The sequence below is a fragment of the Vibrio sp. TRT 29B02 genome, assembly GCF_050113655.1.
GTDB lineage: Bacteria > Pseudomonadota > Gammaproteobacteria > Enterobacterales > Vibrionaceae > Vibrio.
In genome coordinates this window covers 31,394-58,261 of the sequence record NZ_JBNJOJ010000024.1, presented here as the reverse complement: position 1 = coordinate 58,261, position 26,868 = coordinate 31,394, and the positions used below count along the sequence as shown (strand labels likewise).

Below are 26,868 nucleotides of genomic sequence, written 5' to 3'. Positions count from 1 at the left end.
TCTAGTAAAATCCACAGCTTAACTACCTCTGGGCTGGGAAATTGGCGAAAATTATACGGTGAGCCAAACTGATTGCAATTAAAACACCGCAAAAAGTTACAATTTTGTTTACAAACCGACAACTTTCGCACAAAAATTCGTTTTTTACATATATTGACTGAGATCAATTATCTCATTTAGCTTTCGAGCTTGGCAATTAGTTGCTCTAATTTGTGAGGTTCATCAAGACTAATCGTTACTTTCGACTTGCCGTTACTACCTCTCACAATTGCCACTTTACCACCAAGCATTTCACTCAATTTTTGTGACATTTGTTGTGCTTCAGAGTCTTGCGGCTCATTTTTCGCTTCAGGCTCTGGCTGTAAGCACTTTTTAACTAATTGCTCTGTCTGACGAACCGTCATTTTCTTCTTTGCGACCAGTTGAGCAATGTCTACTTGCTGCTCACCTTCTAGCGCCAACAAGGCTCTAGCATGCCCCATATCCAGTTGGCGGTTCGAAACCAAACTCTTTACGTCATTTTCGAGCTGATTTAGACGTAATAAGTTACTCACCGCAGCACGAGATTTGCCAATAACGTCCGCAACTTGCTGGTGAGTAAGATTAAACTCTTCCTGAAGACGATCTAATGCCACCGCTTCTTCGATAACATTCAGATCTTCGCGCTGAATATTTTCGATCAATGCCATTGCGATTGCTGCGCGATCGTCGACATTTTTCACCACACACGGCACTTGTTTTAAACCGGCTTTACGGGCAGCTCGCCAACGACGCTCACCAGCAATAATCTCGAATTTATCGCCTTGAACCTGACGCACAACGATAGGCTGAATAATTCCTTGAGACTCGATTGAAGCGGCGAGCTCTTCCAGAGCTTCTGGCTCCATCTCTTTACGTGGTTGATAAACGCCAGGTTTCAGGGAGTTAATATTCAAATCAGTCAGATTGCCATCCGATGAAAGCTCTTGGCTATGCAAGGCACTCATTTGCTTTTCGCGCGCTAGTGAGCTGGTTGAAAGCAGGGCATCAAGCCCTTTACCTAAACCACGTTTAGACATGAGACGGAATTCCTTTGGTTGTCGTTATGCAGGGACTTCTTCGCGGCGAAGCATCTCTCCCGCCAAGGCTAGGTAAGCTTTTGCGCCCGCAGAGTATTTGTCGTAATACATAGCAGGCTTACCATGACTTGGCGCTTCTGCTAAGCGAACATTGCGAGGAATAACAGTGCGGTACACCTTGTTGCCAAAGTGCTTTTTAAGTTGATCAGATACTTCGTTTGATAGCCTGTTGCGAGGGTCATACATAGTGCGCAACAACCCTTCAATTTTTAGATTCTCGTTAACAACAGCTGCCAACTTGCTAATCGTATCCATTAACGCGGTTAAACCTTCTAGTGCAAAATACTCACACTGCATTGGAACCAAAACCGAATCAGCGGCGGCCATAGCGTTGATTGTAAGAAGGTTTAGAGAAGGAGGACAATCGATAAAGATGAAATCATAGTTATCGCGAACTGATGCCAACGCATGCTTTAAACGAACTTCACGAGCAAAGACTTCCATCAGCTTGATTTCAGCGGCCGTCACATCGCCATTCGCAGCAATTAAGTCATAATTGCCCGAGGTTTTACGGCATACAACTTCGTCAAACGGAACTTCTTCAACTAAGAGTTCGTACGCAGTGGCATCGACCTGATACTTGTCGACGCCACTCGCCATCGTGGCATTGCCTTGCGGGTCGAGATCAATCACCAAGACCTTACGTTTGGTCGCGGCCATCGATGCGGCTAGGTTGATACATGTTGTTGTCTTACCAACCCCGCCTTTCTGGTTGGCGATTGCTACAATTTTTCCCACAATGAACCTCGCTTTTATTCCTTGCGCGATAAGATTACTAGATGACGCTCACCTTCCAATTGAGGAACGCTCAAAGCTTTGATGTCGGTCACAGAACACCACTCAGGTAGCTGTTCAATCTCACTCTGTGGTAATTGTCCTTTCAGAGCAAGAAAACACCCGCCATCCGTTTTTGGCAGATGATGACACCACTCAACCATATCGGTCATCGATGCAAATGCTCGGCTCAGTACAGCATCAAACAGCTCTTCAGGTTGATACTCTTCAACTCGACTTTGAACCGGAGTCACGTTTTCAATTTTAAGTTCATGCAGAACCTGCTTGATAAAGCGGATGCGCTTACCAAGGCTATCAAGTAGCACGAATTGTTTGTCTGGGTTCATTATCGACAAAGGAATGCCAGGCAAACCAGGGCCGGTACCTACGTCAACAAAGGAACTACCTTGTAAGTGAGTACTAACAACAATACTGTCCATAATATGCTTAATAAGCATCTCTTGTGGATCTCGAACAGATGTTAGGTTGTAAGCTTTGTTCCACTTGTTGAGCATTTCAACGTAGCCAACGAGCTGATCACGTTGCTGCTCTGAAACTTCAAGCGTCGTTTGAGCGATTAGCGAGTCGAGTTGAGTGCGTAATTGAGACATTACTCTTCCTCACCTTTTTTCAGCATGCCATGCTTTTTCAAATGAACCAGCAAAATCGAAATTGCCGCAGGCGTGATACCAGAAATACGAGAGGCAATGCCTAAGGTTTCTGGTTTGGCTTCGCTTAATTTAGCAACAACTTCATTAGATAAACCTTTAACAGAACGGTAATCAAGATCAACAGGAAGCTTAGTGTGCTCATGACGAAGAGATTTCTCAATCTCTTCTTGCTGACGTTTGATGTAGCCTTCGTACTTAACTTGAATTTCCACTTGTTCAGCAGCTTGTTGATCCTCAAGCGCCGGAGCGAACGCTTCCAATTCTGTCAGTTGCGAATAACTGATCTCTGGACGACGAAGAAGATCTTCACCACTCGCTTCACGAGCCATTGGTGTTTTCAAAAGATCATTAAGAGCATCAACACCTGTAGAATTAGGATTCATCCAAATCTCTTTTAGACGCTGACGTTCTGTCTCCATATTGTCGATTTTTTGGTTGAAGCGGGCCCAACGAACATCATCAATTAAACCTAAATCTCGAGCTTGGGCAGTCAAACGTAAATCCGCGTTATCTTCACGCAATAGCAGACGATATTCAGCACGAGAAGTGAACATACGGTAAGGTTCTTTCGTTCCCATCGTCGATAGGTCGTCAATAAGCACGCCCATGTATGCCTGATCACGACGAGGGCTCCAGCCTTCTTTGTCCTGACTGTACAAACTCGCGTTAAGACCAGCCATCAAGCCTTGTGCTGCCGCTTCTTCGTAGCCTGTCGTACCATTGATTTGGCCAGCAAAGAACAAACCATTAATAAATTTGGTTTCGTAAGTCTGTTTCAAATCACGAGGGTCAAAGAAATCATACTCAATAGCGTAGCCTGGGCGAACGATATGAGCATTTTCAAAACCTTTCATTGAACGAACAATTTGTACCTGAACATCAAATGGTAAACTTGTCGAAATACCATTTGGATACAACTCATGAGTATCAAGACCTTCAGGTTCGATAAAGATTTGGTGGCTGTTCTTATCGGCAAAACGCATCACTTTGTCTTCAATTGAAGGGCAGTAACGAGGTCCAATACCTTCAATAACACCAGCGTACATTGGGCTGCGATCTAGGTTATTACGAATAACGTCGTGCGTCTGTTCGTTAGTATGCGTGATGTAACATGGGATCTGACGTGGATGCTGCGAGCGATTCCCCATGAATGAGAAAACAGGCGCAGGGTTATCACCATGCTGAACTTCTAACTCTGAAAAATCGACACTACGGGCATCAATACGTGGAGGTGTCCCCGTTTTTAGTCGGTCTACTCGGAATGGCATTTCACGAAGACGATCAGCAAGGGCGATCGATGGTGGATCTCCAGCACGACCACCTGACGAACTTTCCATACCGATGTGGATCTTACCACCGAGGAATGTTCCTACTGTCAGCACAACCGCTTTGGCTTGAAAGCGAAGACCCATTTGTGTCACGACACCGACCACTTGATCCTGTTCTACGATCAGATCATCAACCGACTGTTGGAACAACGTCAAATTTGGTGCATTTTCGAGTGTGCGACGGACGTACGCTTTGTATAACGCGCGGTCTGCTTGAGCGCGAGTTGCACGTACCGCAGGGCCTTTAGATGCGTTAAGTGTTCTAAATTGAATACCCGCATGATCGATCGCTTCGGCCATTAGGCCACCCATAGCATCAACCTCTTTCACTAAGTGGCCTTTACCGATGCCACCAATCGCTGGGTTACATGACATTTGGCCAAGTGTATCGATGTTGTGCGTGAGTAAAAGCGTCTTTTGCCCAGTACGAGCAGATGCGAGTGCGGCTTCCGTTCCTGCGTGACCGCCACCCACAACAATGACGTCAAATTTTTCGTGATAAAGCATGAACCGACCTCAGATATTCAATAGAGAGTTGGATAGAGAAAAAGAGCGCTATTCTACCTTCTTTCAACGAGAGAGAAAATGCTTTTGACTCTTTTCATACAAAGGAGCAAATCACTTATATATATAAGATCTATATATATGATCTTTTATTAGATCTATTATTAAGATCGGCCTCTTCTGTGGATAACTCAAAAATGATCAACAAGATCATGGATCTTATTTGGATCATATCATGTGATCTTACCTTGATCAGATCGAGGATTAGCTGGGATCAAAAATGATGGTTATTCACAGGGGTAAAAAAGGATCAGAGTTGTTATTGGGATAACTATAGGTTAATCACCGGATAGATCTAACTTTATCCACAGCCTGAGCGGCTAAAATATGAGCAAACAGTACACGGGGAAGTAAGAAAAGTTATTCACAAAGCAGTAGTAGATAGGAAAAGTGGCCTTGAGAATGGCCACTTTGTTAGCGATTAGAGTTGCGGAATTAGCTCATTCAGCCATTCTTCTGCTGCATCTTCAGGCACATCATGACTGAGTACATCGATGGTTAAACAATCAGTAATAGCCGTTGCGCCTATGTCTTCAAGAAGTTGGTGGGCATGCAAACCTGCGGCACAGAAGGTGTCATAACTTGAGTCCCCAATCGCGATTGTCGCAAACTTCACTTCACTCATTTTAGGTGGGGTATCTTGTAGCGCTTGAATAAATGGACGGATATTATCTGGATATTCACCCGCACCATGAGTCGACGTGATAATCAGCCAAGTACCTTGATTCTCTATCTCAGATAGCTCAGGTTGGTTATGGACCTGAGTTTCGAAGCCATTCTCAACTAAGATATCACTGAGGTGGTCACCTACGTATTCTGCGCCACCTAGCGTGCTGCCTGTAATAATATGGATCATGAATGTTCCTTTTTAATGACGAAAAACGCGGCTGGTGGAGCCGCGCTTGATGTTATTTACCGATACAGAAAGAAGAGAAAATACGACCGAGTAGGTCATCAGAACTAAACTCGCCAGTGATCTCTCTGAGATGCTGCTGGGTGATGCGTAGCTCTTCAGCTAAGATTTCTCCGGCCATGTAACCCTCTAGTTGCTGCTGGCCTATATCTAAGTGTTCAGCGGCTCTGTCTAGTGCTTCTAGGTGGCGACGTCGAGCCATAAAGCCTCCCTCATGCCCACCAGCAAAGCCCATACACTCTTTGAGGTGTGTGCGCAGAGATTCAACACCCGCTCCTGTTTTGGCTGATAGACGAATAAGAGTAGGATCATTGACATGACATATACCCAGCTCCTCACCCGTTTGATCGGCTTTATTGCGGATCACCGTCATACCAATATTGCTTGGTAAACGATCGACAAAATCTGGCCAGATCTCGATCGGATCGGTGGCATCGGTTGTCGTACCATCCACCATAAACAGTACGCGGTCAGCTTGACTAATCTCTTCCCATGCTCGTTCGATACCGATTTTCTCTACCTCATCAGATGCGTCACGTAGACCTGCTGTATCGATGATATGAAGAGGCATACCATCGATATGAATGTGCTCTCGAAGCACGTCACGCGTCGTACCGGCAATGTCCGTTACGATGGCGGATTCTTTACCTGAGAGTGCATTGAGTAAGCTTGATTTCCCCGCATTTGGTCGGCCTGCAATGACAACTTTCATCCCTTCGCGCATGATCGCACCTTGATTGGCTTCTTTACGGACCGCAGCAAGATTGTCGATAATCGTTTGTAAGTCGGCAGCAACTTTGCCATCAGCTAAGAAGTCGATCTCTTCTTCTGGGAAGTCAATTGCAGCCTCAACATAGATACGCAAGTGAATCAAAGATTCAACTAATGTGTTGATTCGTGATGAGAATGCGCCTTGAAGCGACTGTAACGCTGATTTTGCTGCTTCTTCTGAACTTGCATCAATAAGGTCAGCGATGGCTTCTGCTTGTGCTAGGTCTAGCTTATCGTTGAGAAAGGCGCGTTCAGAGAACTCACCAGGACGTGCTGTTCGTATCCCTGATATTTTTAGGATACGTTTGATCAGCATATCCATAACGACTGGTCCACCATGCCCCTGAAGTTCTAATACATCTTCTCCGGTAAACGAGTGGGGATTTGGGAAAAACAGCGCAATACCTTGATCAAGTTGGCTACCATCTTCGGCGGTAAATGGCAGGTATTCCGCGTATCGAGGACGAAGTTCTTTGCCGGTAATTTCCAGCGCAACCTTTGATGCCAATGGGCCGGATACTCGAATAATGCCGACGCCACCACGACCAGGGGCGGTTGCTTGAGCAACAATGGTATCAGTTGTCATAAATGTGCCTGTCTTATTTGTATGCCGATAGTGGCAAATCATGTTTAGCTGAATTGTAATCAGCTCAAATAAAAAAGGCGACCTTTAGGTCGCCTTTCACAGTTAATTCCGCTTAAAGGTTACTTAGAGTGTAAGCCTTTTTTCTCCAGCGCTTTGTAAATTAGCGACTGTTGAATTAGCGTTACTACGTTCGATACTAGCCAGTAAAGAACCAAACCTGATGGGAAGAACAGGAAGAAGAAGGTAAACATAACCGGCATGAAGGTCATGATCTTCTGCTGCATCGGATCCGTTACTGTGGTTGGGCTCATCTTCTGAATCATGAACATAGATGCACCCATCAGCAGTGGCAAGATGTAGTACGGGTCTTGGGCTGAAAGGTCTGTGATCCAACCAAAGAATGGTGAATGACGTAGCTCTACAGATTCCATTAGCGCCCAGTACAGTGCAATGAAGATTGGCATTTGTAGAATAAGAGGTAAACAGCCACCAAGTGGGTTCACTTTCTCTTTCTTATACAGTTCCATCATCTCTTGGCTCATACGCTGACGGTCATCACCAATGCGTTCACGCATTGCTTGCAGCTTAGGCTGAAGCATACGCATTTTCGCCATAGACGTGTATTGTGCTTTAGTTAGTGGATACATCGCACCACGAACAATAAACGTCAAACAGATGATTGCGACACCCCAGTTACCAACAAAGCTTTGGATAAATGAAAGTAATGAGTGTAGTGGTTTAGCAATAAACCATAGCCAACCGTAATCCACTACTAGATCTAGATTTGGTGCAACTTCAGCCATCTGGTCTTGAAGTTTAGGACCAACCCAAAGTGTTGCTTTAAGGTTAGCACTGTCACCATCTGCAATCGTTTTGTTCGGCATGCGCACACCGATGTCACCAAGATTACCGATTACACGTGTGTAAAGGTTAGTACCTGGCTCATTGCGTGGAATCCATGCTGATGCGAAGTAGTGTTGAATCATGGCTGCCCAACCTTGGCCGTCAACTAGGTTGAGAGACAGGTTGCGATCTTGCATATCTTCGAAGCTGTACTTCTTGTAACGAGTATCTTCTGTTGAGTACGCACCACCACGGTATGTTGGCATTGTGATGCTGCCACCAGCGTCAAGTAGATTTTGACGTAGGTGAGCGTACATACCGAATGTCGCATTGTTGCCTGACTTGTTGACGATATCGTATTCAACGTCAACAGCGTAGCTGCCACGTTTAACAATGAACGTCTTCGTGTACTCAAGGCCATTGGCAGTAAATGTCATTGGGACGCGTAGTTCGTCCTGGCCATCAGTTAGAGCGAAGCTATCACCGTTTACTGCGTATAGAGGGCGGTTAGTGCTGCTAAGGTCGATACCTTGAGGACCAACTAGACCACTCTGAGCAATGAACTGGTGTCCTGGCTCGTTTTTAAGCAGTACGAATGGATCCGATGAATCCAACTCGTTTGAGTATTGGTTAAGGTCTGCCTGAATAACATCACCACCAACCGTATCAATCGACAGAGTCAATACATCAGTTGTCACGGTAATCATTTTAGCAGAAGCTTGCTGCGCTGGAGCTGGATCTAGCTCGTCCGCAAAAGATGGTGCAGGTAGAGTACTGCTTGATTGAGCCTGCTCAACCGGCTGAGGCGTTGGATTCTTTGCAACTTGCCATTGCTGGAACAATAAGAAAGAAACCAGTGCTAGCGCGATTAACAGGATATTACGTTGAGAATCCATCGTTATTTATCTCTGTCTTGTTTTTGGACTGGTGGAACGGGGTCATACCCCCCTTCATTCAAAGGATGGCATTTTAATAGACGTTTGCTTGATAACCAACACCCTTTTACAAAACCGTGAGCTTTCAACGCTTCAATGGCATAAGTAGAACAGGTTGGAGTAAAACGACAACGCGGTCCAATAAGCGGACTAATTAGGCCTTGATAGAGACGGACAAATCCGATCGCTAACCACGTGAAGGGCGAGACAGACGCTGCCATAACTTATCAAATAGTTTGAATATTTCTTCATTGCTCAAATCTTGCGCGCTTTTCTTGGCAATAACAACAAAATCTTTGTTAGCAAGTTGATGTTGATTGTTACGAAAGCTTTCACGAGCAAGGCGCTTAAAACGGTTACGACCTACTGCGGTTTTGATCTGTTTCTTGGGAACGGCTAAACCTAGTCGAGGATGAGATAGGCTATTTTTACGAGCAATGATGGTGAAATGAGGTGAGCCAGCTCGATGAGCTTGCTGAAAGACATTTTGATAATGCTCGGGAGTTAACAAACGTAACTCCCGATTGAACGTGTACGTATTCAAAATAAACTAATGATTATTTTGATAGGCGCGCACGGCCTTTAGCACGACGTGCATTAATTACTTTACGACCGTTCTTAGTTGCCATGCGAGCACGGAAACCGTGAGTACGCTTGCGCTTTAGAACTGTAGGTTGAAAAGTGCGTTTCATGATAATTACCTTTACTGATCAGTAGTTTTAGGTCAATGTTAACCCGGCGTGGGCGCTTAACGTCTTCTTTATATATAAAGAGGACTAACCGACGCCTCTCAACAAAGAGGCGGAATTGTAATCACAGTCACACAAAGTGTCAATCTCTGTGCGAGTGCTAAATTCCGGCCGAGCGATTATACGTAGTGTGAGCAAAATCTCAAGGATCGATCGATCCTTGTTGATGATCTTTACTCAGCGCCTACCTGTCGTAGGAACTTTTGCAAACGAGGATCTTGTGGATTAGTGAAAATATCCTGTGGAGAACCTTGCTCAACAATTGTTCCTTCCGCCATAAAGATCACTCTATCAGCGACCTCTCTAGCAAATTGCATTTCGTGTGTCACCACCAACATAGTCTGGTGTTTTGTCGCTAAGTCCTTCATTAAATTAAGAACTTCGCCAACCCATTCGGGATCAAGTGCTGATGTTGGTTCATCAAATAGCAGCAGCTCTGGTTGAAGTGCCATAGCTCGACCAATACCCACACGCTGTTGTTGGCCCCCTGAAAGCGCAGCTGGATAACTATCGCCTTTATCGCCTAGGCCGATATCATCGAGAATCTGCTGAGCGCGCTGTAGTGCATCACTCTTCTTCCAACCGCGCACGGTAACTAAGCCTTCAGCAATGTTCTGTCTCGCTGTCATATGCGCGAATAGGGCATAGTTTTGGAATACGAAGCCTGTTTTACGTCTCAGAGCCAATACTTCTGATTTAGAGTGTTTTTCAGCGTTGACGCTGACGTCATCGATGGTAATGATGCCTTTGTCCGCATTCTCTAAAAAGTTTACAGTGCGCAAAAGAGTCGATTTTCCAGTGCCACTCGAGCCGATAATGACAATGATCTCACCCCGGTTGATCTCAATATCAATGCCTTTTAATACTTGTGTATCACCAAAGCTTTTATGGATGTTCTCTAATTTGATCATCTTACGTATGCCTTATTCAGTTTAGCTTCAGCCCAGATTTGAATACGAGTCAGGATAACCACGACACCCCAGTAGATTAGCGCTACCGCCAAGAAGGCTTCAAAAAATCGGAAACTCGATGAGGCTTCCATTTGCGCCTTAGCCATGATTTCAGCCACACCTAAGGTAAAAGCAAGCGAGGTTGATTTAATCATATCGATGAAGTAGTTCATTAGTGATGGTAGTGCTACGCGTGTCGCTTGCGGTAGGATGATACGGCGCATCGCTTGAGTCGTCGTCATGCCGACTGACAAGCTAGCTTCCATCTGACTGCGATCGATACCAATGATGGCTGCTCGAATGCTTTCGGCCATATATGCAGCGAAGTGTAAAGTTAAGCCGATGACCGCTGCACTAAATGCATCTAACCCAACTAACCATGGGAAGACTTGAGGTAATCCGTAGTAGAGCAGAAACAACTGCACCAATAGAGGCGTACCGCGGAAGAAGCTAATATAAAGCTGGCTCAGTTGATCGAGAACCGGGATGCGAAACACGCGAATATTGGCCAGAATCACGGCAAGGAACAGTGAAAATACCAGTCCCCATGTCGCCATTTCCATGGTTGTGCCTAAATACTTAAGCAGTATCGGCATCAGATCCAGCATGTAATTAAAATCGAATCCCATAAACGTGTCCCATTGATTAAATAAATGACGGCATTAGAAAAGCAAAACCCACTGCAAATGAAGGGAGGCAGTGGGTTAAGGTGTCCTATCTCAGATGAGATAGAGAGTATACAGGCTTACTGAGTAATGTCAGCGCCGAACCATTTTTGAGAGATTTTCTCTAGAGTACCGTCAGCACGCATTGCTGCAAGCGCTTGGTTTACTTCAGCTTGAAGCTTTTCACCCTTTTCGTTATTAACGAATGGCCAAGCGTTTTGAATGGTTTCGAATGGTTGGCCAGCAAGTTCTAGCGGCAGGCCTGTTTTCTTGATCAGTTCAAGTGCTGACAAGCGATCCATGATAAACGCATCAGCGCGACCTAAAGCAACATCGTGTTCGATACCTGTATCGTAAGTTTTGATGTTGATCTTGCCATCTTTATCGTAAGCACGCAGCAATTGCTCAAAGTTTGAACCAAGATTTACTGCTACTGTTTTACCCGCAAGGTCTTCGATGCCCTTAATGCTATCGTTACCTTTGCGAATGGTGATTTGAGCACCGTCTACCACGTATGGGTCAGCAAAAAGGTATTTTGCTTTACGTGCATCAGTCATAGTGATTTGGTTAGAGATAGTATCAATGCGCCCCGTCTCTAGCAGACCAAATAGACCAGAAAAGTTAGCTGTTACATATTCTACGTTGTAGTCGTTGCGTTTGCCGATTTCATCCCATAGATCGACTTCAAAGCCTTGTAACTTATCTTGCTGAACAAAGGTAAACGGGAAGTAACGACCCGACATGCCAACTTTTACTTCAGTAGCAGCTTGTACAGTAGCCGCAGAAAGCGCGATAGCTGCAACGGCAGCCTTAATCCAGTTTTTCATTTTACAACTCCACATGATTATGGGGATAAATACTACTGTCAGTTTAGATGAATAGATAAATAACCAAGAGAAATAAACTAGAAACTAGAGTAATAAGCTGTCTGTTTTTCCATCAGTGGTGGAAATTATTGGTGAATAAAGACACAAATCCGCATGAAATCAAGCGAAGAGAAAACGCTTAATTCACAGACTTATCACCAACCCAAAGATCAAGCCAATATTGGAGATATGTGGATCAATGTGTGAGTAAAAATGGGGCAGGTTGTGAGGATCCATCGAATAATGTCGAAAATATTGTGAATAACTTGGATCTTATTCACTGGATCGTCGATCATTTGCTGGCGATCTTGGTTATCAACAGGTAAAATTGCCAATCTTTTCAGATCAATTACTTCGAGTGGGGGCACCGTGTCATCTTCGCTTTGGTTGCAATGTTTGCAACAGCTTCAAGAAGAGCTACCAGCAACTGAATTCAGCATGTGGGTTCGTCCGTTACAAGCGGAGCTCAATGACAATACGCTCACTTTATTTGCCCCAAACCGTTTCGTATTGGACTGGGTACGTGACAAATATCTAAACAACATTAATCGTCTGTTGCAGGAATACTGTGGTAACGACGTACCAAGCCTACGTTTTGAGGTAGGTAGCCGTCGTGTGGCAGCGCCGACCCCTGCACCGAAACGTACACCTGCGGATGTGGCGGCAGAATCCTCTGCTCCTGCGCAACTTCAAGCACGTAAACCTGTTCATAAAACTTGGGATGATGACGCTCAAGCGATTGCTGACATCAACCATCGCTCAAACGTTAACCCAAAACATAAGTTCACCAACTTTGTTGAAGGTAAATCGAACCAGTTAGGTTTAGCGGCTGCGCGTCAGGTGTCTGATAATCCTGGCTCAGCGTACAATCCGCTATTTTTATATGGTGGTACAGGTTTAGGTAAAACACACTTATTGCATGCGGTAGGCAACGCGATTGTTGATAACAAGCCCAATGCAAAAGTCGTTTACATGCACTCTGAGCGTTTTGTTCAAGATATGGTTAAGGCGCTCCAAAATAACGCGATTGAAGAGTTCAAGCGCTATTACCGCAGTGTCGATGCACTTCTTATCGATGACATTCAGTTCTTTGCCAATAAAGAGCGCTCACAAGAAGAATTTTTCCATACCTTCAATGCCTTACTGGAAGGTAACCAACAGATCATTTTGACATCTGACCGCTATCCGAAAGAGATCAGTGGTGTAGAAGATCGTCTTAAATCGCGTTTTGGTTGGGGTCTAACGGTTGCGATCGAACCACCTGAGCTAGAAACTCGCGTCGCGATCTTGATGAAAAAAGCGGAAGATCACCAGATTCACCTCGCTGACGAGGTTGCTTTCTTTATTGCTAAGCGTTTACGTTCTAATGTTCGTGAGCTGGAAGGGGCATTGAATCGCGTTATTGCAAACGCCAACTTTACCGGTCGTCCAATTACTATCGACTTTGTTCGTGAAGCGCTTAGAGATTTGCTAGCGTTACAAGAGAAGTTAGTTACCATTGATAATATTCAAAAAACGGTAGCTGAATACTACAAGATTAAAGTCGCGGATCTGTTATCTAAGCGCCGTTCTCGTTCTGTTGCGCGCCCGCGCCAACTTGCTATGGCTCTTGCGAAAGAGCTGACTAACCACAGTTTGCCAGAAATTGGTGATGCATTTGGCGGTCGTGATCATACGACTGTACTTCATGCATGTCGTAAGATTGAGCAACTGCGTGAAGAGAGCCACGATATTAAAGAAGATTACTCGAATTTGATTCGTACCCTTTCTTCTTAATTCGCAGTATCCTTAGCAACGAAATAACCAACGAATTCGGATAAGAGCATCCTATGAAATTTTCCATTGAGCGTAGCCACCTGCTTAAACCTCTTCAACAAGTCTCAGGTGCGTTAGGTGGTCGACCAACATTGCCAATTTTGGGCAACCTACTGTTAAAGGTAGAAGATAACGTGCTATCGATGACGGCGACGGATCTTGAAGTTGAGCTGATTAGCCGTGTGACATTGGAAGGTGAATTCGAAGCTGGCAGCATTACCGTTCCTTCTCGTAAGTTCCTCGATATCTGCCGTGGTCTTCCTGATGACTCGGTGATTACTTTTGTGTTGGAAGGTGATCGCGTTCAGGTTCGTTCTGGGCGTAGCCGTTTTTCGCTATCCACACTTCCTGCGAATGATTTTCCAAATATTGAAGATTGGCAAAGTGAAGTTGAGGTATCACTGACTCAAGCTGAGTTGCGTGGTTTAGTGGAAAAAACGCAGTTTTCTATGGCAAACCAAGATGTGCGTTACTACCTCAATGGTATGTTGTTTGAAATCGATGGTACCACCTTACGCAGTGTTGCGACGGATGGCCATCGTATGGCGGTATCACAAGTTCAGCTAAGTGCTGATTTTGCACAAAAACAGATTATAGTACCGCGTAAAGGTGTACTGGAGCTGGTTAAATTACTCGATGCACCTGAGCAGCCTGTTGTTTTGCAGATCGGTAGCTCTAATGTTCGTGCAGAGGTGAATAACTACGTATTTACTTCGAAGCTCGTTGATGGTCGTTTCCCTGATTACCGACGCGTAATGCCACAGAGTACGACCAAAACACTTGAAGCAGGCTGCGATGAGCTACGTCAAGCTTTCTCTCGTGCTGCTATTCTATCGAACGAAAAATTCCGTGGTGTTCGAGTGAATCTTGCTGATGCGGAAATGCGTATTACCGCGAACAACCCAGAACAAGAAGAAGCTGAAGAGATGTTAGATGTCAGTTTTGAAGGTGAACCTATCGAGATTGGTTTTAACGTGAGCTACGTTCTCGATGTGCTTAATACAATTCGTTGTGAGAAAGTACGAGTGTCAATGTCGGATGCCAACGCCAGTGCGTTGATTGAAAATGCCGATGATGACAGTGCGATGTACGTGGTAATGCCAATTCGACTCTAGCATGCCGCTTTCACGTCTTATTATTCAGCAATTTCGAAACATTAAAGCCTGTGATATTGAACTATCAGCAGGCTTTAACTTTCTTATTGGGCCCAATGGAAGTGGCAAAACTAGCATTCTCGAGGCCATCTACCTGCTTGGGCATGGTCGCTCTTTTAAGAGTTCTCTGACAGGCAGAGTGATTCAAAATGACTGCAATGAGCTGTTTGTTCATGGGCGTTTTTTGAACTCGGATCAATTTGAGCTACCAATTGGCATTAATAAGCAGCGTGACGGCTCAACAGAGGTTAAAATAGGCGGTCAGTCTGGACAAAAGTTGGCACAACTGGCACAAGTATTACCTCTGCAGTTGATCCACCCTGAAGGGTTTGATTTGCTGACCGATGGTCCTAAACATCGCCGTGCATTTATTGACTGGGGTGTGTTTCATACCGAGTCTGCATTTTATGATGCATGGGGTCGTTTCAAGCGTCTCAACAAGCAAAGAAATGCGTTATTAAAAACAGCAACCAGTTATCGAGAGCTGAGTTACTGGGATCAAGAAATGGCTCGTTTGGCTGAGAATATTAGTCAGTGGCGTGCGACATATGTCGAGCAAATGAGGGTAAAGGCTGAAGAAATTTGTCAGACATTCTTACCCGAATTTGAGATTCAACTGAAGTATTATCGTGGATGGGATAAAGAGACGCCATACCAAGATATACTGGAAAAAAATTTCGAGCGTGATCAAGCATTAGGGTACACATTTAGTGGTCCTAATAAAGCGGATTTACGCATCAAAGTGAATGGCACACCTGTTGAGGATGTACTGTCACGTGGTCAGTTAAAGTTAATGGTTTGTGCATTGCGTGTGGCTCAGGGACAACATCTTACTGAAATGACTGGCAAGCAATGTATCTACTTAATTGATGACTTTGCATCTGAATTAGATAGCCAACGTCGTAAGCGCCTAGCGGATTGCTTGAAAGCGACGGGGGCTCAAGTTTTTGTAAGCTCTATTACTGACAGTCAAATTGCAGATATGCAAGACGAAAATGGCAGGATGTTCCATGTGGAACATGGCACAATAGAGCAAAATAAATAGCGGAAGAAAACTCATGTCTGAAAATTACGATTCATCGAGTATTAAGGTACTAAAGGGTCTGGATGCGGTTCGTAAGCGTCCTGGTATGTACATCGGCGACACGGATGATGGCACCGGTCTGCACCACATGGTTTTCGAGGTGGTGGATAACTCAATTGATGAAGCGTTAGCAGGTCACTGTAAAGACATCATTGTGACAATTCATGAGGATAACTCAGTTTCTGTAAGCGATGATGGTCGTGGTATTCCGACAGAATTGCACCCAGAAGAGAAAGTCTCTGCGGCTGAAGTTATCATGACAGTACTTCATGCTGGTGGTAAGTTCGATGATAACTCGTACAAAGTTTCGGGTGGTCTACACGGTGTAGGTGTTTCAGTAGTAAACGCCTTGTCTGAAAAAGTAACGCTAACGATTCATCGTGGCGGTCATATCCATACGCAAACCTATCGTCATGGTGAGCCTGAAGCGCCACTAGCAGTGATTGGTGATTCAGATAAAACGGGTACGAAGATCCGTTTCTGGCCGAGTGCAGAGACTTTTACTAACACGGAATTCCACTACGATATTCTCGCTAAGCGTCTACGTGAACTGTCTTTCCTAAACTCAGGTGTCTCGATTAAATTGATCGACGAGCGAGAAGAAGATAAGAGTGACCACTTCATGTTTGAAGGTGGTATCCAAGCATTCGTTGAACATCTTAACACCAACAAAACCCCAATCATTGACAAGATCTTCCACTTCGACTTCGAACGTGAAGATGGCATTGCTGTTGAAGTTGCGATGCAGTGGAACGATGGTTTCCAAGAGAATATCTACTGTTTCACCAATAACATTCCTCAGCGTGATGGTGGTACGCACTTGGCCGGCTTCCGTGCGGCATTGACTCGTACCCTGAACACTTTCATGGACAAAGAAGGCTTCTCTAAGAAGGCAAAAACAGCGACATCGGGAGATGATGCTCGTGAAGGTCTAACCGCTGTTGTATCTGTTAAAGTTCCAGATCCGAAATTCTCTAGCCAAACTAAAGACAAACTGGTCTCTTCTGAAGTGAAGTCTGCGGTAGAGTCTGCAATGGGTGAAAAACTGTCTGAGTTCCTAGTTGAGAACCCAACAGAAGCGAAGATGGTTTGTTCTAAAATTATCGATGCGGCACGTGCTCGTGAAGCGGCGCGTAAAGCTCGTGAAATGACTCGTCGTAAAGGCGCGTTAGACCTAGCGGGCCTACCTGGTAAACTGGCAGACTGTCAGGAAAAAGATCCAGCGCTGTCTGAACTCTACATAGTGGAGGGTGACTCGGCAGGCGGCTCCGCAAAACAAGGCCGTAACCGTAAGAATCAGGCTATCCTACCGCTTAAAGGTAAGATCCTGAACGTTGAGAAAGCACGTTTCGACAAAATGCTTTCTTCTCAAGAGGTTGCAACGCTTATTACCGCTCTTGGCTGTGGTATCGGTCGTGACGAGTACAACCCAGATAAACTGCGTTACCACAACATCATCATCATGACCGATGCTGACGTCGATGGTTCGCACATTCGTACGCTTCTATTGACCTTCTTCTACCGTCAAATGCCTGAACTCATTGAGCGTGGCTACGTGTACATTGCTCAGCCACCGCTATACAAAGTGAAGAAAGGCAAGCAAGAGCAGTACATTAAAGACGAAGATGCGATGAACCAGTATCAAGTGGCACTGGCTCTAGATAGCGCATCTCTACATGTGAATGCACAAGCACCAGCATTGTCTGGTGAAGCATTAGAGAAGTTAGTTCAGCAGTACAATGCGGGTATTAAGCTGGTGGATCGTATGAGCCGTCGCTACCCACGCGCACTGGTGCATGAGCTTATCTACGTACCACGTTTAACGGCAGAGCAATGTAATGACTCTGCTGCTGTCGAAGCTTGGACGAAAACTCTCGTTGAGCAGTTGAACGCGAAAGAAGTCGGTGCTAGCCAATACAGCTTCGAAGTGGAACAGCATGCAGAGCTTGGTCTAAGCCTACCTAAGATCATTGTACGTACTCATGGTGTGACGCACGAACATGTACTCAGCATTGATCTGCTTAACTCGAAAGAGTTCGGAAAACTTGCGACGCTGTCTGAAGCATTAGACGGTCTAATTGAAGAGGGCGCTTACATCAAACGTGGTGAGCGTACTCAGCCTGTTGTTAGCTTTGTTGAGGCTTTAGAGTGGTTAATTAAAGAATCTCGTCGTGGTCTTAGCCTACAGCGTTACAAAGGTCTAGGTGAGATGAACCCAGATCAGCTTTGGGAAACCACAATGGATCCAGAAACGCGCCGTATGATGCAAGTAACGATTGAAGATGCCGTAGGTGCTGACCAATTGTTCACGACTCTAATGGGTGACCAAGTTGAGCCGCGTCGTAACTTCATCGAAGAGAATGCACTGAAAGTAGCTAATTTGGATGTATAAAGTTCCTAGTGACTAGCAGTGAGTCCCTAGAAAAAGCGCAGGTCGAAAGATTTGCGCTTTTTTACTTTTATCCCTTGAAACTCATTTACCCCAACCACATATCTATGGTTGAAGAGGAAAGCTGTCTTGCTCAAAAGAGAAGAAACAGAACCTCTGGACCGCTGATAAGGTATCGCTCAAGAGAGGATGACCTTAAAGGCACACAATTTAAAACTTGATTCGTTGCTATGTCCCCGTGCTTAGACCTAACAGAGGCAGCCAGAGGAATAGTCAATGAGTCCCTTAGTCGGCAAGGCTACGATCATAGTATCGAACCACGCAAACTCACGACTAAGACTATTGCTTACTAAAAGGATAGCACTATGAGAACTGTAGATTTCACTCCACTATACCGCAATGCAATTGGCTTCGATCGTCTGTTCAACATGATGGAAGCGAACTCTTCGAAGAACTCTTCAGGTGGTTACCCTCCATACAACATTGAGCAGCAAGACGATAATCACTACCGTATTACTATGGCTGTGGCGGGCTTTGCTGAAGATCAGTTAGATTTAACTCAAAATGACAACATGCTGATCGTCAAAGGCGAGCGTAAAACCGAAGAAGAGAAAAAATACGTTTATCAAGGTATTGCAGAGCGCGATTTCGAGCGTAAGTTCCAGCTAGCAGACTATGTAAAAGTTGTCGGAGCGAGCATGGAAAATGGTCTTCTCCACATTGATCTTGAACGCGAAATCCCTGAAGCGATGCAACCACGTAAGATTGCTATCAATGGTCAAAAACTCATTGAAGGTTAATATTCCGTCTCATAAATGAGAGCTGAGAGTGAAAGAGCGCCTATGAGCGCTCTTTTTTATTGCTCTCAATTCTATCCATCAGTAGTTTCTGCGTCGACAATTAATAAACTTGGAAAATAGAATGAGAAAAGTGGTATTGGCAGCGTTGATTGTTGCTGTCTCTGGTTGTTCTAGCTTTGGGCTGTTTTACTTCTGATGAAATTAAGCCTCTTGATAGGCTCGCGCTACTTCTTCAGCGATAATATCGATACCTTTCTGCATCATCTCATCATCTTGCACATAGTTCATACGTAAACACTGGTGAGCGTGTTCCCAGTCATCTTCCTGACCGATAAAGAAATACTCTCCAGGTACAATCAAAACCCCACGAGCTTTAAGACGCTGATAAAGTTCCATCGTTGTGATTGGAAGTTCATCAAACCATAACCAAAGGAAAATAGCGCCTTCCGGTTTATGAATACGAAAACGCGGATCGGTAATTGCGTTTTGCAGCAGTTCAACAGCACGAAGTGACTTTTGTTGGTAGAAAGGTTTAATTACCTCTGAACTGAGTTTCAGTAAGTTCCCTTTTTCAATCATATGATGAGCGATCGCTGGCCCTATGCTCCCCGGTGCTAAACTGATAATGCCATTCATATTCGTCAGTGCTTGAGTTATTTCTTCATTGGCGATGACAATCCCGCAGCGAACACCCGGTAGACCTAGTTTTGATAGGCTCATGCATAAGATGGTGTTCTTATTCCAAAATGGCTGTACATCTTCGAAGATGATATTTGGGAATGGCAGTCCGTAAGCGTTATCGATAATCAGTGGAATGTTGTTTTCACGTGCGAGTTTGTCCAACTTGTGAATCTCTTCATCCGTTAGAACATTACCTGTAGGGTTAGTCGGGCGTGATGCACAGATAGCCGCCACGGACTCATCAACTTTAAGTTGCTCAAAGTCGACGTGATATTTGAATAGGCCATTATCGAGTAATTCTATCTCTGGGTGGTAAGAGATAAAGATGTTCTCATCAACCCCAGCATCGCCATAGCCGATATACTCAGGAGCCAAAGGCAGCAGAATTTTTTTGTGCGAGCCATCTGGCTGCTGACCTGCAAGCAGGTTAAATAAGTAGAAAAAACCACTTTGACTGCCATTTGTTAGACTGATGTTCTTCTCGCTGATATCCCAACCATAAGTCTCTTTCAATAAGTTAGCGAGTGCTTTAACAAATGCATCTTTGCCTTGCGGACCATCATAATTGGCCATGGCTGCGATCAATTCGCCACTGGCGAGCATCTCTTCACTGGTTTGGCGAAAGTCTTCGAGCATAGCTGGAATTGCGGCTGGGTTACCTCCACCGAGCATAATGGCTCCTGGGGTACGCAGACCATCATTTAAATCATCCATCAATCGTGTGATACCAGAATACTGATTAAATTTTTCACCAAACTTCGAGAATTGCATTTGTAGTTATACCTAATTCATTGTGATTGCTTTAAGTGTAATGAGTTACTAGAAACAGCTAGTAAAGCGAATAATCCTTGAACATACCTTAATGTGAGTACAACGCAAAGAGCCAATCTAAGCATGGCAGAAAATAATTTACTTTCTGATCACAAATCCAGTCTCATCGGATCGATGTTTGGAGTGTTATCGTGAGCAATCTGTCGCGAGTTCGCTGGAAGGCAAAGAAAAAAGGGAAGCATTTGCTTCCCTTACTCTTGGTGATTTTAATCGATTCTTACGATTAATGCTTACTTCTGTAGTAGTGAGATATCAGCAATTTGCAAGAATAGGTTACGTAGATTATTCAGTAGCGTTAGACGGTTTGTCTTAAGCGCTTCATCATCCGCCATAACCATTACGTTATCGAAGAACGCATCAACAGGTTCACGTAGGTCTGCAAGCTTGCTTAATGCTTCTTGGTAGTTACCTGTCGCAAATGCTGGCTCAAGAGCTTCAGTCATCACTTCTACGCTTTCAGCTAGTGCTTTTTCTGCGTCTTCTTGGAGAAGAGCTAGGTCTATCTCTGCTGCCAGTTCACCATCGAATTTAGCAAGGATGTTACCGACACGTTTATTCGCTGCTGCCAGTGCTTCTGCCGCTTCCAATTCACGGAAGTGAGATACCGCTTTAACACGTTGGTCAAAGTCTGCTGGTTTGGTTGGACGACGCGCTAGTACTGCTTGGATGATATCTACGCTAAAGCCTGCATCTTGATACCAAGCGCGGAAACGACCCAACATGAACTCGATAACATCTTGCTCAACGTTGTCATTGGTCAGCTTGTTACCAAACTGGATTTTTGCTTCGCGGATAAGATCAACGAGGTCTAGGTTGTAGCCGTTTTCAACGATGATACGTAGTACACCTAGAGAAGCGCGGCGAAGTGCAAATGGGTCTGAGCCTTTAGGTGCTTGGCCAATACCAAAGATACCGACGATAGTGTCTAGTTTGTCCGCCATAGCGACTGCTGAAGAGATACCTGTGCTTGGTAGGTCGTCACCAGCAAAACGAGGCATGTATTGCTCGTACAGCGCCAGTGCAACTTGTTCATCTTCACCGTCATGCTTGGCGTAATGCATGCCCATAACCCCTTGAGTATCGGTAAATTCGAATACCATTGAAGTCATTAGGTCACACTTAGCCAATAGACCTGCGCGAGTTGCTTTTTCAACATCAGCGTCGATCTGCTTAGCGATGTAGCCAGCAAGAGCGGTAATACGGTCAGTTTTGTCTTTGATCGTACCAAGTTGCTTTTGGAAGATAGCTTGTTCTAGCTCAGGAAGACGATCGATAAGAGGACGCTTGCGGTCAGTGTTAAAGAAGAATTCTGCATCCGCTAGACGTGGACGTACAACCTTCTCGTTACCTTCGATTACGTAGCGTGGCTCTTTTGATTCGATATTCGATACAAAGATGAAGTTTGGTAGCAACTGCTTGTTTTCATCGTATACAGGGAAGTACTTTTGGTCACCTTTCATGGTGTAAACCAAAGCTTCAGAAGGCACTTTTAGGAACTTTTCTTCAAACTTTGCCGTAAGTACAACAGGCCACTCAACAAGAGAAGTCACTTCTTCTACTAAGTCGTCTTCTAGATCGGCAATACCACCAACGGCGGCCGCTGCTTTTTGTGCGTCAGCGAGAATGATCGCCTTACGTGCTTCGTAATCTGCCATTACTTTACCGCGTTCTTCTAGAATCGCTGGGTACTGCTCTGCAGAGTCGATAGTGAACTCTTGTTCACCCATGAAGCGGTGACCACGGATAGTGCGGCTTGACGCAACTCCAAGGATTTCACCTTCGATCAGATCCGAACCCATAAGCATGGTTAGCGTTTTCACTGGACGGATAAATTGTGTTGCTTTATCGCCCCAACGCATTGGTTTTGCGATTGGTAGATCAGCAAGAGCTTTAGCAGCAAGTTCCACAACGATTTCTGAGGTTGCTTGGCCTTTTACTTCTTGTTTGAACAGTAGCCATTCACCCTTGTCCGTGACCATGCGCTCAGCTTGGTCAACTGTGATACCACAGCCGCGAGCCCAGCCTTGTGCTGCTTTGGTTGCGTTACCTTCAGCATCGAAAGCAGCAGCAACAGCAGGACCACGCTTTTCAACGACTTTGTCTGCTTGACCTTCAGCCAGTGCTGATACTTTAAGAGCTAAACGACGAGGAGCGGCATACCATTTCACTCCTTGGTGTTCAACGTCTGCACCTTTTAGCTCAGCTTCGAAATTTGCTGCGAACGCTTCTGCTAATGTACGAAGTTGCGTTGGTGGTAGCTCTTCTGTACCGAGTTCAATTAGAAATTCTTTAGCCATGATTACTTCTCCTCACCTTCTTTTTTACACATAGGGAAGCCAAGCGCTTCGCGAGATGCGTAGTAGGCTTCTGCAACTGACTTAGTCAGGTTGCGGATACGAAGGATGTAACGTTGACGCTCTGTTACAGAGATTGCTTTACGTGCATCAAGTAGGTTGAAGGCGTGTGCCGCTTTCAGGATGCGCTCGTAAGCAGGTAGAGGAAGAGGTTTCTCAAGCTCTAGTAGTTGCTTAGACTCTTTTTCACACTGATCGAAGAAGCTAAATAGGAAATCTACGTCTGCGTGCTCAAAGTTGTACGTTGATTGCTCAACTTCGTTTTGGTGGAAGATATCACCGTAAGTGACTTTGCTACCGTCTGGAGCGACGTTCCACACTAGATCATAAACAGAGTCCACTTCTTGAATGTACATCGCTAGACGTTCGATACCGTAAGTGATTTCGCCAGTCACTGGTTTACACTCAAGGCCGCCCACTTGCTGGAAGTAAGTAAACTGAGTCACTTCCATGCCGTTTAGCCATACTTCCCAACCAAGACCCCATGCACCTAGTGTTGGGTTTTCCCAGTTATCTTCTACGAAGCGGATGTCGTGAACTAGCGGGTCGATACCAAGAACTTCAAGCGAGCCTAGGTACAACTCCTGAATGTTATCCGGAGATGGTTTTAGAGCTACTTGGAACTGATAGTAGTGCTGCAGACGGTTCGGGTTTTCACCATAACGGCCATCGGTTGGACGACGTGAAGGTTGAACGTAAGCTGTCGACATTGGCTCTGGGCCAAGTGCACGTAGACATGTCATTGGGTGAGAGGTGCCTGCACCTACTTCCATATCTAGAGGCTGAACGATTGTGCAGCCATTTTGTGCCCAGTAATCCTGCAGCGCGAGGATCATTCCCTGGAAGGTTTTGATATCGTATTTTTGCATAGTAATTCGCGCGATTCTTGTGTCTAAAATTGATAAAAAATAACAATCAAGTATACCCAGATATTAGGCATGGGAGTAGAGGTAATCTTGACTAATTGATAGGCAAAAATCCCCTTTAATAGAATTTTTCTGCCTTATCTAACCAAATTTTCCTAAAAGGGAGTTTATTTGTAGTTTCCTACTTGAGAATCGCTAAGGGGAGCGATAGAATTCCGCTGTCTTTGGGGAGTAGCTTACCTATTTATCAACACTGGGATAATAGGTTCGTTCGTCAACATAATTGATGCAAAATCATCATGGCGTTCGAGACGAGTAGTGACAGATAACCATCAAAAACGTCACTCGTGTTTAGCAAGACCTTAGACAAATCATCATGAACCGGGGTGGGGCATGAGGTTTGTCTTTGGTTAAAAATAATCCCTACCTCAAAAGAGCATGTCTTGAGCGTTTTAGCTATTTCTATTACCACCGTCGCACTGGCGGAAATCGGTGATAAGACTCAATTATTGTCACTCCTGTTAGCGAGTCGATACCGTAAACCTATACCTATTATCGCAGCCATTTTTCTTGCCACTATTGCCAACCACGCGTTAGCAGCATGGCTAGGTGTTGTCGTTGCTGATTATCTTTCACCGCAAGTTTTAAAATGGGTGCTGGTGGTCAGTTTCGTCGCTATGGCCGCCTGGGTACTGATACCAGACAAACTTGATGACGATGAACAGATTTCGAATCGAGGACCTTTCATCGCCAGTTTTATTGCATTTTTTGTCGCTGAGATCGGAGATAAAACGCAAATCGCAACCTCAATTTTAGGTGCGCAATATGCGGATGCTCTGAGTTTGGTTGTTCTTGGCACCACAATCGGTATGCTTTTGGCCAATGTGCCCGTGGTACTGATCGGTAAACTGTCAGCAGACAAAATGCCACTGGATTTGATCCGAAAAGTGACCGCTTTGCTATTCATCGCCTTAGCGACTGGTGCTGCAATTTACTCGTAGTTTGCTAAGGATATGGTGTTAAATATCAATAGCTAGCCTTTAAAATGCGTCAGTTCAAAGTATGGATTGAAATCGTTCGTAGACGTGATCGCTGACATATTAGTGTCATGTTTGTCATGGTAATTTAACCGTGTGATTGATAGCGAGAGGGCGATACGATGCTTACACGTTATACGGGGATCACCCCTAGAAGTCAGAGTTACTTGTTCACCTTTGGCCTTGTGTTGTGTTTGCTGGCTATGGTGCTAACGGACATGTGGTTGCCCATTGTTGCGGGTACGTTCATTTTGACTGGCTTGACGGTTGAGGCTTGGATTCGAGTCGCTCACATAATACCGATGCATGAAGAGATGCGTGCCATGAGAAAGCAGATCAATAAACTTCAGGCTGAAATTCACACCATAGAATACGACGAATAAAGTAACGGCTGCCCTAGGGCTGCCGTTTTTTCATCTCTTGCTAATGGCCTCTATGCTATGCCATTCCTTTCTTAATTAAATATAGGTATGGCAGTTGTTCTGTCTGAGAGCCGATTAACTGATGATCCATAAAGCGACAGAAACTGGGAATGTCTCGGGTTGTTGATGGGTCATCAGCTTTAACAAGCAGAACCTCACCATCTTGCATGTTTCGAATTGTCTTCCTGACCATCATCACTGGCTCTGGGCAGCGTAGTCCTTCTGCCTCTAATGTTTGATTTGCCTGCTCGATATTGAATGTCATGGTCGTATCTTTGGTTACTTAATTTGGCCTAGATAATACTAGTGAAGAAAAAATATTCAATAACCCCTTGGCAAACGGATCATTTTGTTTTAACTTAGTTAACAAGTTGGTAACATTTGAACGAGGGAGCTATTATGTTGACAGCATTAGATCGGTTAACAATCTATTCAGTGTTGTGCTTTATCTCTTTCTGCGCTCTTGTTTTACGTTCACCAGCAGAATCGTCTTCGTTTATGCCGCTACTCGGCATGGGTACGACGGTTGTAGGGATCTGGCTCGAGATGCATCGCTGGCCGAGCGCATCTGAAGAGCAAGAGAATGGATGATTGCGCTTCCAACCGTCATTCATTTCTGTCACTACGCTCAACTACATTCCGACACTATCCCCAGTTTTCTTGGGCTTCCCCGCTGAAAAGCGGGATTTTTTTTGCCTGAAAAAGGTACAATTGCAGACACCTTTTCAAAAAATGATGGTTAAACGTGGAATTAGAAGACATTTATCGTCGTGACCTTAGCTTGTTGGTGGCTCTTCGTGTTCTTATCGAGGAATGCAGCGTCAGCAAAGCGGCAAACCGCCTCAACCTCAGTCAATCGGCTATGAGTCGAGTGCTTGGGCGTTTACGTGAAATGCTCTCCGATCCACTGTTTACTCGGCAAGGTCAGCACTTGATTCCAACGCAAAAAGCGCTGGAAATCGATCAGGCTTTGGGTGAACCTCTCGAATCTCTTCGCCAGTTGTTGTCACCATTAGAGTTTGAGCCAAGGAGCTGCGATCAGACGTTCAATATAGCGACCACAGATTACGCGATGCAAACCATACTGCCCTTTGCTCTACCGCGAATCTATCAGGAAGCGCCGAATGTTTCGTTTAACTTCCTACCTTTGCAACATGACAGACTCGCTGATCAACTGACTTATCAAGGGGCAGACTTAGCCATCTGCCGACCTATTGGTCCAGTCGAACCACTACGCAGTGAAATTCTTGGTCGGGTAGGTGTGCTTTGCTTGCTCTCAAAACAGCATCCTTTAGCAGATAAAGAGATGAGCCTATCGGATTATTTGACCTATCCACATGCGATGATAGCGATAAGTGATGGAGTTAAGGCACTGATTGAGCAGGCTTTGATTGATCAACCTGAGCGGAAAATGGTGTTAAGGGCATATCATCTTGAGGCGGCATTGGCGATTGTGGATACCATGCCAATCATTATTACCGTGCCTGCTGATTTGGCGTACTTAGTTGCTGAACGTTATGACTTGCTCATCAAGCCGTTGCCATTTCAGTTTACGCCCTTTGATTATTCAATGATTTGGCATCCTCGCTGTGAACATTCACCTTCTCAGGAGTGGCTGCGTGGGATAGTTAAAGAAGAATGTAGTCGTTTAATTGCCAAGCGAATAGAAGATATTGGGTTAGATTAGACAGGCAGAATCAAT

26 protein-coding genes and 1 riboswitch are annotated in these 26,868 nt (G+C 44.9%); of the genes, 9 read left to right on the top strand and 17 right to left on the bottom strand.

Annotated elements, in window-relative coordinates; all coding sequences use genetic code 11:
- Nucleotides 1–176: 176 nt before the first annotated feature.
- From ACQEXT_RS15010 to ACQEXT_RS14950, 13 genes are all read right to left on the bottom strand, one after another.
- The gene (locus ACQEXT_RS15010) at nucleotides 177–1,058 is read right to left on the bottom strand and encodes a ParB/RepB/Spo0J family partition protein (protein WP_426952808.1); all 882 of its coding nucleotides are present in this window, start codon (nucleotides 1,056–1,058) and stop codon (nucleotides 177–179) included.
- Nucleotides 1,059–1,082: 24 nt separating this feature from the next.
- The gene (locus tag ACQEXT_RS15005) at nucleotides 1,083–1,856 is read right to left on the bottom strand and encodes a ParA family protein (protein WP_138972874.1); all 774 of its coding nucleotides are present in this window, start codon (nucleotides 1,854–1,856) and stop codon (nucleotides 1,083–1,085) included.
- A gap of 14 nt (nucleotides 1,857–1,870) precedes the next feature.
- Nucleotides 1,871–2,503 carry a 16S rRNA (guanine(527)-N(7))-methyltransferase RsmG gene (gene rsmG, locus ACQEXT_RS15000; RefSeq protein ID WP_426952805.1) on the bottom strand — a complete coding sequence of 211 codons (633 nt, stop codon included), beginning with the start codon at nucleotides 2,501–2,503 and terminating at the stop codon, nucleotides 1,871–1,873.
- Complete coding sequence (mnmG, locus tag ACQEXT_RS14995; RefSeq protein ID WP_331417313.1) at nucleotides 2,503–4,398, bottom strand: tRNA uridine-5-carboxymethylaminomethyl(34) synthesis enzyme MnmG; 1,896 nt, start codon at nucleotides 4,396–4,398, stop codon at nucleotides 2,503–2,505. The genes rsmG and mnmG overlap by 1 nt, the downstream gene beginning before the upstream one ends.
- A 478-nt stretch (nucleotides 4,399–4,876) precedes the next feature.
- Nucleotides 4,877–5,311, bottom strand: coding sequence for an FMN-binding protein MioC (gene mioC, locus ACQEXT_RS14990; protein WP_138972871.1), 435 nt, complete (start codon nucleotides 5,309–5,311; stop codon nucleotides 4,877–4,879).
- A 52-nt stretch (nucleotides 5,312–5,363) separates the two neighbouring features.
- Nucleotides 5,364–6,725, bottom strand: coding sequence for a tRNA uridine-5-carboxymethylaminomethyl(34) synthesis GTPase MnmE (gene mnmE, locus ACQEXT_RS14985; protein ID WP_426952803.1), 1,362 nt, complete (start codon nucleotides 6,723–6,725; stop codon nucleotides 5,364–5,366).
- 119 nt (nucleotides 6,726–6,844) lie between these two features.
- Complete coding sequence (gene yidC, locus ACQEXT_RS14980) at nucleotides 6,845–8,464, bottom strand: membrane protein insertase YidC (protein WP_138972865.1); 1,620 nt, start codon at nucleotides 8,462–8,464, stop codon at nucleotides 6,845–6,847.
- Nucleotides 8,465–8,466: 2 nt separating this feature from the next.
- Complete coding sequence (gene yidD / locus ACQEXT_RS14975; protein WP_138972864.1) at nucleotides 8,467–8,724, bottom strand: membrane protein insertion efficiency factor YidD; 258 nt, start codon at nucleotides 8,722–8,724, stop codon at nucleotides 8,467–8,469.
- A complete protein-coding gene (rnpA, locus tag ACQEXT_RS14970) occupies nucleotides 8,691–9,014 on the bottom strand; it encodes a ribonuclease P protein component (protein ID WP_239928257.1) in 324 nt (107 codons plus the stop codon). The genes yidD and rnpA overlap by 34 nt, the downstream gene beginning before the upstream one ends.
- Before the next feature lie 46 nt (nucleotides 9,015–9,060).
- Nucleotides 9,061–9,195, bottom strand: a complete 135-nt coding sequence (gene rpmH, locus ACQEXT_RS14965) for a 50S ribosomal protein L34 (RefSeq protein WP_005378825.1) — start codon at nucleotides 9,193–9,195, stop codon at nucleotides 9,061–9,063.
- 230 nt (nucleotides 9,196–9,425) lie between these two features.
- Nucleotides 9,426–10,163, bottom strand: coding sequence for an amino acid ABC transporter ATP-binding protein (locus tag ACQEXT_RS14960; protein WP_138972862.1), 738 nt, complete (start codon nucleotides 10,161–10,163; stop codon nucleotides 9,426–9,428).
- Nucleotides 10,160–10,831 (bottom strand): amino acid ABC transporter permease, encoded by a 672-nt coding sequence (locus tag ACQEXT_RS14955; RefSeq protein ID WP_138972861.1) that lies wholly within the window; start codon nucleotides 10,829–10,831, stop codon nucleotides 10,160–10,162. The genes ACQEXT_RS14960 and ACQEXT_RS14955 overlap by 4 nt, the downstream gene beginning before the upstream one ends.
- 116 nt (nucleotides 10,832–10,947) lie before the next feature.
- Nucleotides 10,948–11,694 carry an amino acid ABC transporter substrate-binding protein gene (locus tag ACQEXT_RS14950; protein ID WP_138972860.1) on the bottom strand — a complete coding sequence of 249 codons (747 nt, stop codon included), beginning with the start codon at nucleotides 11,692–11,694 and terminating at the stop codon, nucleotides 10,948–10,950.
- A gap of 408 nt (nucleotides 11,695–12,102) precedes the next feature.
- Here ACQEXT_RS14950 and dnaA point away from each other — a divergent pair, with 408 nt between their 5' ends.
- The 5 genes from dnaA (at nucleotide 12,103) to ACQEXT_RS14925 (ending at nucleotide 18,975) form a co-directional block, all read left to right on the top strand.
- Nucleotides 12,103–13,509, top strand: coding sequence for a chromosomal replication initiator protein DnaA (dnaA, locus tag ACQEXT_RS14945; protein ID WP_138972859.1), 1,407 nt, complete (start codon nucleotides 12,103–12,105; stop codon nucleotides 13,507–13,509).
- A 53-nt stretch (nucleotides 13,510–13,562) separates the two neighbouring features.
- The gene (gene dnaN / locus ACQEXT_RS14940; protein WP_138972858.1) at nucleotides 13,563–14,663 is read left to right on the top strand and encodes a DNA polymerase III subunit beta; all 1,101 of its coding nucleotides are present in this window, start codon (nucleotides 13,563–13,565) and stop codon (nucleotides 14,661–14,663) included.
- A gap of 1 nt (nucleotide 14,664) precedes the next feature.
- Nucleotides 14,665–15,747 carry a DNA replication/repair protein RecF gene (recF, locus tag ACQEXT_RS14935; RefSeq protein WP_426952797.1) on the top strand — a complete coding sequence of 361 codons (1,083 nt, stop codon included), beginning with the start codon at nucleotides 14,665–14,667 and terminating at the stop codon, nucleotides 15,745–15,747.
- A 13-nt stretch (nucleotides 15,748–15,760) separates the two neighbouring features.
- Nucleotides 15,761–18,178: a DNA topoisomerase (ATP-hydrolyzing) subunit B gene (gyrB, locus tag ACQEXT_RS14930; protein ID WP_426952795.1), complete on the top strand. Its 2,418-nt coding sequence runs from the start codon at nucleotides 15,761–15,763 to the stop codon at nucleotides 18,176–18,178.
- Nucleotides 18,179–18,540: 362 nt separating this feature from the next.
- Entirely contained in the window at nucleotides 18,541–18,975 is a 435-nt protein-coding gene (locus ACQEXT_RS14925; RefSeq protein ID WP_426952793.1) for an Hsp20 family protein, read from the top strand.
- A 201-nt stretch (nucleotides 18,976–19,176) separates the two neighbouring features.
- On the opposite strand, the gene ACQEXT_RS14920 is transcribed toward ACQEXT_RS14925, so the two are convergent.
- From ACQEXT_RS14920 to glyQ, 3 genes are all read right to left on the bottom strand, one after another.
- Complete coding sequence (locus tag ACQEXT_RS14920) at nucleotides 19,177–20,427, bottom strand: valine--pyruvate transaminase (protein ID WP_426952792.1); 1,251 nt, start codon at nucleotides 20,425–20,427, stop codon at nucleotides 19,177–19,179.
- 290 nt (nucleotides 20,428–20,717) lie between these two features.
- On the bottom strand, nucleotides 20,718–22,784 hold the full coding sequence (glyS, locus tag ACQEXT_RS14915) for a glycine--tRNA ligase subunit beta (RefSeq protein ID WP_426952790.1): 2,067 nt from the start codon (nucleotides 22,782–22,784) through the stop codon (nucleotides 20,718–20,720).
- Between the two features lie 2 nt (nucleotides 22,785–22,786).
- Nucleotides 22,787–23,710 (bottom strand): glycine--tRNA ligase subunit alpha, encoded by a 924-nt coding sequence (gene glyQ / locus ACQEXT_RS14910; protein ID WP_138972852.1) that lies wholly within the window; start codon nucleotides 23,708–23,710, stop codon nucleotides 22,787–22,789.
- Between the two features lie 211 nt (nucleotides 23,711–23,921).
- A riboswitch (yybP-ykoY riboswitch) is annotated at nucleotides 23,922–24,060 on the top strand.
- A gap of 90 nt (nucleotides 24,061–24,150) precedes the next feature.
- Here glyQ and ACQEXT_RS14905 point away from each other — a divergent pair.
- A complete protein-coding gene (locus ACQEXT_RS14905; protein ID WP_331427152.1) occupies nucleotides 24,151–24,708 on the top strand; it encodes a TMEM165/GDT1 family protein in 558 nt (185 codons plus the stop codon).
- A 158-nt stretch (nucleotides 24,709–24,866) separates the two neighbouring features.
- Entirely contained in the window at nucleotides 24,867–25,127 is a 261-nt protein-coding gene (locus ACQEXT_RS14900; RefSeq protein ID WP_138972850.1) for a hypothetical protein, read from the top strand.
- Nucleotides 25,128–25,182: 55 nt separating this feature from the next.
- Here ACQEXT_RS14900 and tusA read toward each other — a convergent pair whose 3' ends face one another.
- Nucleotides 25,183–25,431 carry a sulfurtransferase TusA gene (gene tusA / locus ACQEXT_RS14895; protein ID WP_138972849.1) on the bottom strand — a complete coding sequence of 83 codons (249 nt, stop codon included), beginning with the start codon at nucleotides 25,429–25,431 and terminating at the stop codon, nucleotides 25,183–25,185.
- 134 nt (nucleotides 25,432–25,565) lie between these two features.
- On the opposite strand from tusA, the gene ACQEXT_RS14890 reads away from it, so the two are divergent.
- Nucleotides 25,566–25,757, top strand: coding sequence for a hypothetical protein (locus tag ACQEXT_RS14890; protein ID WP_426952787.1), 192 nt, complete (start codon nucleotides 25,566–25,568; stop codon nucleotides 25,755–25,757).
- Between the two features lie 154 nt (nucleotides 25,758–25,911).
- Entirely contained in the window at nucleotides 25,912–26,853 is a 942-nt protein-coding gene (locus tag ACQEXT_RS14885) for a LysR family transcriptional regulator (RefSeq protein WP_269378283.1), read from the top strand.
- Nucleotides 26,854–26,868 lie beyond the last annotated feature (15 nt).